Raw genomic sequence first — 12,142 nt, forward strand, 5'->3', positions numbered from 1 at the left:
TGGGCCCCGGCCGAACACCCTTTTTGTTCGACATGAAATTTTGCTCCAAATGTTCGGCGGCCGACCAATCAATCGCGCCCGCTTTCCTCATTGTCCTATGGGCTCCCGTGGCGCCCCCGACCCTGCTCACGCAGTCAGGGCAAACGTCATGGGCACGTTCCTTGCCAAGAACCCATCCGCGATCACGGAAGACCTGGGCAGCTCTTGCGGCTGTCCCTTGCTCATCCGCTTCAAAGGCCACACCGTCCGCTTCATAACCCGTTGCCCGGGAGCACCTTGAGCAAACAATGTGATAACGGGCTTTTGTCGCGACACCGCCCGCACGCGCGACCCGCGGGCGCAACGGTTCAAAACGGTGCACCAATCGGCTGGACCCTGATCCTTGATTTTCAATGCCGATGCGGATCGCCATTCTCTCTCGCCCAATCGCGCAACCGGACTGCCAGCGCGCGTAAAAATCGAACAACACCACCCTTCCCCAGTGGCGTCACACCTCGCGACGTGCCTCTCACTTTGGAAAATGCCGCCCGCCATTTATCCGCCGGCCCCATTCAGGTGTTCATCGGGCGCCTCACCCGCACCTTGCGTCATTTTCCTGAACCAAACTCACAACCACAAACGTTGTTCCTCGAAAATCCCCTTCCACCCGCTCATTCACGGATTGCGGCCACTATGAACCAAGCGATGTTCAAAAACGAAAGTCACAAATGTGAGCACGCTGCAGTTTTCCGAACCAAATGACGCCAAAGCGTTGATTCGCCTTCGCTTTGCACATTAACCCAAACCGAAGCCTGTTCACACAACTTTGAGCAAAATATGACCTCAATCCTTTGCACAAACGGCCTCTCACCACTCTATGCCAGGCTAACCATCTGCCCCCAGCAACCTGTGCGCGACACACGACGGGGCGCGGTCCGGGACTTAATAACAAACGTCTGAATGGTGACTTGCGACTGTATTTGTTTATCTTTTTTTGACGCTCGGCTCTCCGATGCGCGCCACCCTGACCATCAGTCGCACATAAGAACGCGCGTTTTTCTGCGCGCCCCACCCTAAAGAGGCCTGCATTCCGTGCGGAATTCCACGAACGGTTCTTCAACTGGGCGCTGGTCATTCTGATGGAAATCTTGAGCGCCCACATACGGATCGTTTTCGCGCATCTCCCCGGTCGCAAGCGCCCCACCGTCACAATCTGCTGGCATCTCGTGCCATAGGTGGCTAGCACCCACACGCAGCCCGAACCTGCCGCGCCACAAAAGAACCGGTATCAAGTTATCTGCAAAAACATCGGAATGCGATAAAACCCCTGTCTCAGGTGGACAGGACCGAACTCGCGACCCTAAAACTAGTCACAAGCGCACACTTCCGCTGCGCACCCGACTAATTTAATAGCAACATGGTCGCGCCACCAGCAACGACCACGCAATTGGGGCTATCCGATCAATTCCGTTCAGGTGGCACCGACATCTCCCACGCCATCCGGGGTCCAATAGATGAGCCTGATAACGCCCAGCCAGCGCGCTCGCAGCGCTGGAAACTACGCCGATCTTAACCTTTCGATGGCATGGATGGGCACCCGCCACGACGATGCCGCTCAAATCGCGGCCATCAAGCAACATGTTGGCCAGGAATTGGACCTAATTCGCGATGACCTGTACGACACAGACATCCCCGCCCTAGCGGAGCTTCTGGAAACGGGTGGCGACATCCGGGACCAATTTCATATTTTTGTCGACGAACCCTACCAGGACCACGCTTCAGAGCATATCCGCCTTTCGCTCCTTTGGCTCGCCGCCATTGAGCGATGCGACGTATCGGCAGTCCACCTCTGCAAAAGCATTGTCTCCGCTACAGCGCTGTCCGAGGGTACCGAAAGAGAAAGCCGCGCCCTGGCATGCGAGGCTGCTGTCCGCGTCGTCGCCGCGCTAATGAACGATACCCACGACGATAGTGACTGCCCCAATCCGGAGGACCTATCTGAGCCAACCCCTCTTGTCGAAATTTTCGACCCATTCCTTTCTCAGAGCAGCGCCGAGCCGATCGACGTCACTGCAGCCCTCGAACCAATGACGTCGCCGCAATCCACCCGGACTCACGATGAATATCACCTCCCGGACACAGCGGCGGGAACTGCCTGCAGCCCAGCGGCAATAACGGCGATCGAAAAAACCCTGACATCACGTCACCCCTGGATCGGCGACCAAATTGAAGCGATCTTCCGATCGCAACGGCTGCGCGCCCTTGCCGGGCCAGTTCACCCGCAATTCCCGCCAATGCTGCTTGCCGGACCAACAGGAAGTGGCAAAACCACCCTAGCCCGGGCGATCGCGCAGGTGACCGGCCTCCCCTTCTGGTACACCTCGGCCGGCGGGCGCTCTGGCGCCCTTGAATTTGCCGCGAGCTCTCCACTCCTCCAGCGTTCTGCCCCTTCACTCGGAATTCGGGCCATGGTCTCCCTCCGCTGCGTCAACCCCATTATCATTGTCGATGACCTCGACAAGTTCGGGGATTCGAGGGTCAATGGCGACCCCTACAGCGCCCTCTCCACTCTTGTCGAAAATCATTCCTCCCGGACTCTCGTTGACGACTACCTCGGGCGCCCCGTCGACATGTCGCAAATTTCGTGGATTTTCACCGCAACCGAGACATCAACCATCCCCGGCCAGATGCTCGACCGCCTCGACGTATATTCGATCGACAAACCCTCACCGGAATTTTTCGACGCCGTCCTCGCTCTCTGTATGGAGGACATTGCCAGAGAAGCGGCGACATCGACGTGGCACCTCCCCAGCCTCGATGACGCCGTTCTGGACGCCCTCCGCCGCTCCTACCGCCGTGGTCGATCACTAAGGCGCATGAAAGCGGCCCTTCGCCAGGCCCTCGGCATCGCCGAGGGACAAAAAATGATCAACTAGCCCTGAGGTGGCCCCAGCCTCGACGAGCCCCGAACCCAGGGGCCATCAGGTCCGCGGCCATCCACAAGGAGCGTTACCGCTCCTCACGATCGAAAAAATATCCCGGCCCGGGGGAATTGCCCCAACCATGAACCACAATGCCACAGATTCCAGAAGCATTTCTCCGGGGCACCCCTGAGGGGATCGACATCTGCGACCAAGTCGCCGTTGAATTTCAATTCTCGTAAATTAATAATAAGCGCGAACCTCACCGAAGGACCGTCATGCGCGCCCTTACCGCCGCTTTTTGCATCTTTGTCGGAATTTCTGCCGCCCAGTGCGCGCAAGCCATCCAGCCTGCCCTCGCCGAAAGCATGGATTTCGGCTCAGCGCGCGGACTCGTACCGCTTACTTACGTTGATCCATTCATGGAGCCGGACGATTACATTCCTCTGAAAGCTACGTCCCCCAGGTCGGGGAAACTGATGCAAATCGGAACCGGCGAACCAGGGGAAATTATCGTAAGCTCCAGCGAACGTCGCCTCTATCTGATCACCGCGCCCGGTGAAGCAATCCAGTATGTAGTCGCGGTCGGACGCAAGGGTTACACGTGGCGAGGAACCGAGACCATAACGCGTAAAGCCCGCTGGCCTGACTGGCGCCCACCGGCGGAAATGCGGGCTCGCCGCCCCGGTCTTCCGGCTCATGTGCCCGGTGGCCCCGAAAATCCGCTCGGCGCACGCGCCCTCTATCTCGGCTCCACCCTCATCCGCATCCATGGCTCAAACGAGCCGGGCACCGTTGGTCACGCCGTGTCGTCGGGCTGCATCCGCATGACGAACGACGACATCATCGACCTATACGAACGCGTTCAGGTCGGGACGCGGGTAACCGTCCGCTAAAAAGCAATCATGCGATCAAATTATTTGGGAAAAATCCGGATTAATCAACGCCATTAGATCCAAAGACCAGACCCTCCGGAACCCCATAAAGTTGGCATTCAGACACTGAAAGCCCCACAGAGCAAACCGCAGCAGGATGAACACCATGAGCCACGCCGCCGCGCCTGAAAGCAAGCCCACTATCGAGGCGCCCATCTTCTCGTACGCTGCCAACATCGTTCCTGCTCGAAAAATCTCCACACTTATCATCGGCGCCACAAGCGGCCCCGGCCAGCAACTCGTTGCCGCCGCCCTGGGGACCGACCGCGCCGGTGACTTCCGGCACATCATCTCACTGAAGGGCTATGCCCACGGCAATACAAAGCGCCCTGCCGACGGTTCCGTTGACCTTCTCGTCGCCGACGCACGCGGCTCAAAGCGCGACAGCATCGAAGCCCTTTTTCACCTGGCCCAGGAGTGCCTCGCGCCCCGTGGCCGCTCCGCCTGGGTATTCCCCCCAGATTTTGTCGACTCGGTTGATTTTGCCGCCATCCGAAGCAGCCTGGGTTCAAAATACACCGTCACCCATATTCACCAGAACGACGACAAAGACGGACACGTCCGGTCCGATGTCATCGTCTGGGTCGGAAATGCGGCGCCCCGCCTTTCCCAGATGGTGGTTGCAAGCCGCGGCGGCCCTACCGACAACCCCACTTATCTCGCCGATCACCCCATCACCTCCATTCGAACCAATCACAGCTGGGAGACGCTCCTGCCGCATGAGCCCGTCGCACCAGCACTTCCGTCCGATGCCCTGGCCACCCATTTCGACATCGAAGAGGGCATCGATACCGGGAACGACGACCTCTTCATCCTCACGCACAGCGAAATCATGCGCCGCGGACTGGAAACGGATCTTTTCCGAGCGGTTCTCCCGCGCCCACACACCCTCGAAGACGAGGTCATTGAATCCCGGCCGGGAGGGTTCCCCAACGTCTCCCAACGCTCACTGATGCTACAGACGAACCTCAGCCCAGAAGACATCAAGTCCCAGTACCCGAACGTCCACGCCTACCTCACCGAAGCGGAAGCTGCCGGCCTAGCCGCCAACCCGGCATTCACCAACCGGGAGTACTGGTACGCTCTTCCAGAGCGCCCGTCGCCCCCGATCCTGTGCGCAGCCAACCCTGGTGAACCCTGCTGTTTCTTCCTGAACCTCTCAAAGGCCGTGGCAACAAACGAATACCTCTCATTCTACCCAAAGCCTCATCTCGCCTCAGCCATAGCGCGCAACCAGCTGCTACTGAGCCAGGTCTGGAACCTCCTGAACCAAACAATCGAGACCATGTCAGAAGACCTGATGCTGGAAAGGGCATCCACACTCGTCGTCCCTGGCCTCTCAGACCTCCTGTCAAATTGACAGGGGACATCGCCACCGGGCAGAAACGGATTATGTCAGTGCATGTTTCGGACAGTCCGTGCCTCCCTGGAGCCCAACTGCCACCAAGGGGAGGCTGTAACTTCCATGGCGCCGACTACCGCCAAAGCGATCTTCTTCCTGTTTTAAAGCCGGGGTCAGAATGGACATGACAAAGAGCTGCGCGATAGGCGCAGCGCTAGGCTTTCTCGCCGCCTTGCCAGCATCCGCTTCCACGGATCAACCGCCTGCAACAACCCCGGTAATAAGTCTGAAGCCCCAGCCGACCCAGCCAGCCTGGACAAAAATATGCAATACGGCGGAGGATGGCCAAACCTGCTACATCACACGGGATTTTGTAACGGCGGCAAACAGACCAGCCATTGCCATTGCAATCTTCGAGCAACGGGCATCAACTCCAAAATATATGGTCCGGACCCTGCTGCCACTCGGTCTGATGATGTCAAACGGCGTCCGCGTCGCCGTTGACAGCAACCCACCCATCAGCGGCTCATATGCATTATGCCTCGCCACCGGGTGTTTCGCGGAAACAATTGTCCACGCCGAGTTCATCCAGCAGCTTCGCCGCGGACAAACAATCAAGATCGCTGTCCAGGACCAATACGGCAGAGAACTCGCCTTTGCCCTCCCGGCCGCTGGTTTTGCCGCGTCATATGACGGCGCGCCCATTCACCCCGATGCACTGGCGCGCCAGCAGGAAAACCTGAAAGAAAAGCTGGCAAGGCGCGGAACCCAGCCAAATTCCCCATAGCGCCTGCCAGGACAAACAATGTCAAAAGCCAACGCAAAGCTACTGGCGTCCTTCGAAAGGCTGGAGGCGGCCGAAGACCGCGCGCGTGCCCTACTTCGCGGCCGTATAGAAACCCTGCAGGTCGACCAACCGTGGATTGACGCCATAACCGAAAAATCGACCGCTCTCGAGGAATTCATCGCCGCCGCGAGATCCTACTGCACCGAGAAGAAACTCGCTCGCGCGGCAAGGCTGCCAGCGCCTACGCCCTCATGAGCACCCGCTCGCCAGGAAGCCAAGAAAAAGGCCCGCGACGCGGGCCAAAAAAATACCTATCTGACCAAAGTTACGCGTTGCCGATCATAACAACGGTGCCACCCACACCAGTGGCCCCACGCGCGAACTCACGCTCCATTGGAGCCAGCTCAGCCCCCTGGCAAGCAAACAGGCTCCGGCATTTGTACTCGAGCACCCGCAACAGGCCCAAAATCTTGATCGCCAAGATTACCAGTTCTTCGTCTTTTCTGATTTCGTCCGAATCCATAAACTCGAAAAAACGCCGCGTCAGATCAGCGCGCTCATCGTGCAAAATCCTGACCAGACCTGGCAGCTTATCCAAAGCTGCCGCGAGCTCGGTCATCACAGCCAGTTCCATGCGTTCCAAACACCTACGCATCTCAGCCCCTCACTACCTCTTTTTGGGCGTCGCCCTACCGCCAACTACTTATTCGGTTTTGAATTCCGATTGCCAGACAAAACTAGTGCGACATTTGCGGCCCAGTTCATTTTAAGCCGCATTTAGCGCTCCAAAAAAAGCCCGCTCGCCCCGCAATCCCACGGAAACTCTTAGGTATATTGACCGCGCACTAGACGCATTATTATGTAATAATCGGCCTTTCCTCACAGGAACCCTGTTGCGGCCCGCCGCCTTCAAACTGAATTTCGTGCTGGAAAAAAAGTCGCAAAATCATTTACTCGCGCTTTTTGGTGAACCGAAACAAAACTAAACGACCGGTTGTTTAATTTTACGCCTGCCCGCAAATTTTCAGCAAGCTTGACCGTTCTACACTTCCAAAGACAAGCGGTCGAAGTCCAGTCGATCAAATATGTTATTTGACCCGGGAAGCCACGCGCTATCCAGGTCGTCCAGGATTCAGGGGGTGGCTGTGGTAATCATGCATCACCCTTCCCCTGACGATCTCCCCGGCCCGTTGTGTCAACGGCTTTACATACGTAACTCCAATCCGAGGAATACTTCGCCGCCGCCGCATTGCCCGGCTCAAAATCTCCACCCCAGCAACGAAACTCGCTATGAATCCTGGAGCGGTCATGAATTCCCCAACCCGACGCCGCAAGCACGAGGCCAAGCGCGAATCCGCTGTTTCTGGCGCATCCGCCACCCAAATTGGCCCCTCATTCCAGAATGCCATTCAGCTCCCGCTACTCAAGGCACTTGAAGACGCCGGCGGCTCAAGTCGCCCGGCAGATGTTTATAAGGCTATTGCCTCGAAAATGGCTCTCAGCGCGGAGGCCACAACGGGCGAGCGGACGTCCGCCAGCGGCGAACGCTACAACATATTTCAACAGCAAATTCGTTGGGCCCGCCAGACCGCTGTCCTCAAAGGACACATTTCCAACGGAGCGCGTGGCATCTGGACCCTTTCCCAGGCAGGCAGAGCCGAACTCACAAAAATACGGCGCGGCTCTATCGTCCTCGTTTATGCCCTCGAAAATGGGATGGCCGTCTGGTCGCATGCTGAGGATGCTGCGACCGTCATTGAACCGCGCTCGGTCTCGCTAATCTTCCTCAGCCCGCCCTACCCCGGAGTGCGTCGCCATTATGGCTCAATCCAGGTCCCTGAGTGGCTCGACTGGATGAAGCGGCTTACCCTTCTCTGGAAGGATCTCCTTGCCGACAATGGCACCCTGGCGATCAACCTCATGGATCGCTTTGAACCTGGGACCCCGAGTTACAGCCCCTATATCGAACGCTTCACGCTAAGCGCGATCGATGATGCCGGCCTTCACCTCGCAGGACGCCAGTTCTGGCACAGCCCGACCAAGCTCGGCAATATCCAGTGGACCGTCAAGGAGCGACACCAACCCAAAAATACGGTCGAGCAGATTTTGCTGTTCAGCAAGACAAAGCGTCCCGCATGGGACATCCGAGGCCTTCCCCCCACTCCCTATGCCAAGAGAAGCGATGCGCAGCTACAGCGCGACGACACCCGTCTCAACACAGTTCGTCCGTCCGGGTACGACCTTAACCCGGCTGCCTTTGCCAGACGGTCCACTGGGTCACTTCCTGGAAATCTCATCGTAGCAGGCGGCGCCAGCGGATCCGACAAATACTCGCGGAGGTGCAGAGAGGCCGGCCTCCCTGCTCACCCGGCCCGCTTTCCGGCCGAGGTGCCCCGCCGCATCATCGGTCTGACCACCCTCGAGGGCCAGACCGTGTACGACCCAATGGCTGGATCAAACACAACTGGACAGGTCGCTCTGGAAATGGACCGGCGCTTCATCGCATCCGAACCGATGCTCGACTATCTGAAAGGTTCCGCATTCCGATTTGATCACCGGCCGGATTTTGAATCGTATTTTTGAAAAGCCGCTCAAACGCAGAAATTCCTTCTTCCACGGAACCCCCGTAATGCTGAAAAACGTCGACGCCCGTGCCTTCACCGCTGCCGAAATTAACGAAATGGTGGCTGGACTTATCGTTGACAGCTTCGCCGGCGGAGGGGGCGCTTCAACCGGAATTGAATGGGCCCTCCATCGATCGCCAGACTTCGCGATCAACCATGACGCCGAAGCACTATGCATGCACGAGGCGAACCACCCCATGACCATGCACCTCCCCCACAACATATGGAAAGTACATCCAGCAAGCATAACTCAGGGCAGACCGGTAGGTGTTCTCTGGGCGTCGCCGGACTGCCGATCACATTCCAGAGCCTCCGGAGGCAAACCGCGAAAACAAAATATTCGCGATCTCGCGTGGGTAGTCGTTCGCTGGGCAAAAACTGTCAGGCCGAAGCTCATCCTCCTCGAGAACGTTCGGGAATTTGCCGAATGGGGGCCGCTTACGGACAGCGGACAGCCCTGCAAGGAGCGCCTTGGCCAGACGTTTGCTGACTGGGTCTCCAAGTTCGAGCGGCTTGGCTACCGCGTCGAATACCGTTTCCTCAAAGCGTGCGATTACGGTTCCCCAACCATTCGCGAACGCCTGTTTCTCGTCGCGCGCTGTGACGGAAAGCCGATCATCTGGCCGGCACCAACCCATGGGTCACATGACGATCTGCGCGTAATCGCCGGGCTTATCAAGCCCCATCGGATCTCCGCCGACATCGTCGACTGGAGCATCCCCTGCCCATCCATTTTCATGGATCGCGAGGGCGCACATGATTACAAAAGGTCCACCGGGGTTATCGTTAAGCGGCCACTCGAAACCGCATCGCTCGCCAGGATCGCCAAGGGCATCCGCCGGCGCATCATCGAGGCCCAAAGGCCATTCATCATCACTACCCCAGCCCCGGAACGGCGTGTGGCCGTCTCCGCGGCCCGCTGTGTACCAGGCTCAAGGCTCGACATGGAGGCCGCCGACATCAACGCGGCAATGCCGAAGCGGTGCCCGGCACGTAGCGAAACCGCTACGTCTGCCGCAATCCTGCGCCAGTTCGGCAATTCCGTAGCCTCCTCCATCGTGGACCCACTCGGAACCACAACGTGTCACGGTGGCGGCAAATCGGCACTCCTGACCGCCCAAATGGCGCCTGCAAGGGGGGGCTTCATCGCCCAGCAGAACACCGGCCTCCATTCCAGGGACGCCCGCAAGCCCCTCTCAACCATCCTCGCCAAGGGTGCAAACCAGACGCCCGTGACTGTCGATCTTGCGCCTGTTCCCACCGGCCGACTCTCCAGCCCTCACATCCTCAACATGAAAGGATCCACTCAACGCACCAGGTGCATGGAAGACCCCATGCCCACGCAATGTGCCGGTGGCAACCACATCGGAGCCGTCGATGCGACTCTTGAGGAGTGCCTGACATCGGCAATCAGTACGCTCACGCCCGAACAGCATTCTGGCGCAGTCCGCGTTGCGCAATTCCTCCGACAGTACGGCTGCTGGGACGGCCCCGACATTGTCTGCGTACATGGCTACGTCATCACCGATATAGGCCTGCGTATGTTGACCCCACGAGAACTGGCTCGCGGCCAGGGATTTCCGGATAAATACCAACTCGATCCGGTTCATCTCGGCAAACGGCTTACCAAGACATCCCAGACCCGAATGATTGGCAATTCGGTCTGCCCACATGTCGCCGCGGCACTTGCTCACGCCAACGTCGTACTGGCCTCCATCGCCAAAACGCGTCCCCTGCCCTACCGACCATGGGGCGCCGCCATGCGAGACATGATAAAATCACGGAGAACTCTGTTGGGGCCGGAAAACCGGCGAAGAAAAATCGACAATAAACAGCCGGTAAAAAAAGCCGCTTAAATCCGAACGTCCCTCCAAGGAGAACCCCATGCCGGCAGCCCTCACAAATTCCCCCGAGCGGCAAACACCAATACCGTCGCCTCCCGCCAATCCATCCGCCGAAAGGCTCAAGCACCTCGAAGCGTTTGTCGCCGTCGTAGCGGCCATTGAGGCAGATGGAGACCTCTTCACCGCCCAAACCCCATCAGGTGCATCCCTCCGCGCGCGCTACGCCGACCTCGATGAGCTCCAAGAAGACATCGGTGAAAGCCGTCTGTTCCGGAGCCATATGGATTTGCAAAACCTCATCGGTTGCGCTCGCCTTCTTGCCGGAAATCACACCACTGCATGTTGAGCCTGCCCCCGCTCGCCAATCCCGGTCGCAGGGTTCTGCCCAACCCCACCCCGAAAACGTCACCTGTTTTCGCCGAACCCCATAACACCGGAATTTCCGGCCACATCTACAGGGACACGCCCTCATTTTTGGCCGCCAACGTCCTCAGCCCACACGAAAAACCATTAACCCAGAAAATTACAACCCTTGACCGTTCCGCTACCCATGGCTAACTGATCCCGGGGAAGCTGACCGGCGGCGCTTTAGCAACCCTTGTGACCGTAACAACGGCTCACCAATTTAACCTGCGATGCCCCTCGCCTAGAGTTCCTGGCTGATGAACGACCCCACCCAAGTGCTCGCTGCACTCACCCTGCTGCAAACAACCACATTCTGGATCGCACTGCGGGTCGCCGGGACATTCTGGTTTGGAAAACGTTGCCTCAGGGGGTCCGACACGAGCCGCCTCCCCCTGTTTTCAACCGGCGACCAGACGCTCGACCGGTACCTCTTCTTCTCAAGCCTCACCATCTGTGCGGTCACAGCACTCATTGTCTCCATGGTGCTCAACAACGAGCTTTCCCCTTGGACCATACTCCCGATATTTGGCGTTGTGGTCGGAACAGACGTAAGCGCAATCTACTCGATGCGGCCAGCCGGCGTGAAACTAGGCAGCGACCCCGTAAAAACGCTGTTCGAAAAACTCGACTCCAGACGCTAAACAGACACTAAAAAATACGAAATTGCCCGGGCCTACGCCCGGGTTTTTTTTACCCAACAAACGCTGCGAAACGCAGCCCTAGACCCGCTTCTGAGGATTGCCCTCATTCAGCCGCCAACCCCAGAAAATCACCATGGCCCTGGATGAAATAAAAATTGAAGCCTTCACCTTCAGAACCCCACGAGAGAACGATGCCAAACACCAACACCAAATCCACGATGTACACCCATGAGATCAACTTCACCGACGTGACCATCGGCACCGACCGGAACGGACGCGCCTACGCAAAATGGGCCGGCACGACGGTCGTTCGCACCGGCGCCCGCGCCGGCCAGGAGATGAAGATCTTCGGCATGGCATTCGGTGACAACTTCGAACGAATGCGCGATCAGATTTTCGTCGGCAACACCGCACGTTTCGGCGGCTTCCACGATCGCCTGCCGCCCCGCCCGGAGGACAACAGTCGCACCAAGACCACGTTCACCCTGATCCGCCTGCAGCCGGTCACCCAGCAGCAGAGCATCGCTAACACGAATGCTCCGATGAAGATCCCGGCCGCCGCCTGATAAACTTACAATCGCTACAAACTACGAGCCGGGCGCCTTGCCCGGCTTTTTCTCATCCAACCCAATAAACCCCACGTAACTAAACGCTTATCGATTTA

Annotated in this window: 11 protein-coding genes and 1 pseudogene; 10 read left to right on the forward strand and 2 right to left on the reverse strand. The window is 58.2% G+C overall.

Annotation, left to right across the window (positions count from 1 at the left end; all coding sequences use genetic code 11):
• Positions 1 to 412, reverse strand: a pseudogene (locus tag IE243_RS23195) (hypothetical protein); the annotation flags it as partial.
• A 1,081-nt stretch (positions 413 to 1,493) separates the two neighbouring features.
• Between IE243_RS23195 and IE243_RS17840 the strand changes: the two are divergent.
• From IE243_RS17840 to IE243_RS17860, 5 genes are all read left to right on the forward strand, one after another.
• Positions 1,494 to 2,915, forward strand: coding sequence for an AAA family ATPase (locus IE243_RS17840; protein WP_191320738.1), 1,422 nt, complete (start codon positions 1,494 to 1,496; stop codon positions 2,913 to 2,915).
• Between the two features lie 263 nt (positions 2,916 to 3,178).
• Positions 3,179 to 3,796, forward strand: a complete 618-nt coding sequence (locus tag IE243_RS17845) for a L,D-transpeptidase (protein ID WP_244643253.1) — start codon at positions 3,179 to 3,181, stop codon at positions 3,794 to 3,796.
• A 145-nt stretch (positions 3,797 to 3,941) separates the two neighbouring features.
• Positions 3,942 to 5,195 (forward strand): hypothetical protein, encoded by a 1,254-nt coding sequence (locus tag IE243_RS17850; protein ID WP_191320739.1) that lies wholly within the window; start codon positions 3,942 to 3,944, stop codon positions 5,193 to 5,195.
• A gap of 160 nt (positions 5,196 to 5,355) precedes the next feature.
• Positions 5,356 to 5,964 carry an invasion associated locus B family protein gene (locus IE243_RS17855; RefSeq protein WP_191320740.1) on the forward strand — a complete coding sequence of 203 codons (609 nt, stop codon included), beginning with the start codon at positions 5,356 to 5,358 and terminating at the stop codon, positions 5,962 to 5,964.
• 18 nt (positions 5,965 to 5,982) lie between these two features.
• Positions 5,983 to 6,219, forward strand: a complete 237-nt coding sequence (locus IE243_RS17860; protein ID WP_191320741.1) for a hypothetical protein — start codon at positions 5,983 to 5,985, stop codon at positions 6,217 to 6,219.
• A 70-nt stretch (positions 6,220 to 6,289) separates the two neighbouring features.
• Here the strand turns inward: IE243_RS17860 and IE243_RS17865 are convergent, their stop codons facing one another.
• Positions 6,290 to 6,598 (reverse strand): hypothetical protein, encoded by a 309-nt coding sequence (locus tag IE243_RS17865; RefSeq protein ID WP_191320742.1) that lies wholly within the window; start codon positions 6,596 to 6,598, stop codon positions 6,290 to 6,292.
• A 674-nt stretch (positions 6,599 to 7,272) separates the two neighbouring features.
• Here IE243_RS17865 and IE243_RS17870 point away from each other — a divergent pair.
• The 5 genes from IE243_RS17870 to IE243_RS17890 all read left to right on the forward strand — a co-directional run bounded on the left by IE243_RS17870 (position 7,273) and on the right by IE243_RS17890 (position 12,044).
• Positions 7,273 to 8,547, forward strand: coding sequence for a site-specific DNA-methyltransferase (locus tag IE243_RS17870; RefSeq protein WP_191320743.1), 1,275 nt, complete (start codon positions 7,273 to 7,275; stop codon positions 8,545 to 8,547).
• Positions 8,513 to 10,444 (forward strand): DNA cytosine methyltransferase, encoded by a 1,932-nt coding sequence (locus IE243_RS17875; protein ID WP_191320744.1) that lies wholly within the window; start codon positions 8,513 to 8,515, stop codon positions 10,442 to 10,444. The genes IE243_RS17870 and IE243_RS17875 overlap by 35 nt, the downstream gene beginning before the upstream one ends.
• Before the next feature lie 28 nt (positions 10,445 to 10,472).
• The gene (locus IE243_RS17880; RefSeq protein ID WP_191320745.1) at positions 10,473 to 10,778 is read left to right on the forward strand and encodes a hypothetical protein; all 306 of its coding nucleotides are present in this window, start codon (positions 10,473 to 10,475) and stop codon (positions 10,776 to 10,778) included.
• A gap of 316 nt (positions 10,779 to 11,094) precedes the next feature.
• Positions 11,095 to 11,478, forward strand: coding sequence for a hypothetical protein (locus IE243_RS17885; RefSeq protein WP_191320746.1), 384 nt, complete (start codon positions 11,095 to 11,097; stop codon positions 11,476 to 11,478).
• Between the two features lie 191 nt (positions 11,479 to 11,669).
• On the forward strand, positions 11,670 to 12,044 hold the full coding sequence (locus tag IE243_RS17890; RefSeq protein ID WP_191320747.1) for a hypothetical protein: 375 nt from the start codon (positions 11,670 to 11,672) through the stop codon (positions 12,042 to 12,044).
• The last annotated feature ends 98 nt before the right edge of the window (positions 12,045 to 12,142 follow it).

Source organism: Camelimonas fluminis (assembly GCF_014656355.1).
In the GTDB taxonomy this organism is placed as follows: domain Bacteria; phylum Pseudomonadota; class Alphaproteobacteria; order Rhizobiales; family Beijerinckiaceae; genus Camelimonas; species Camelimonas fluminis.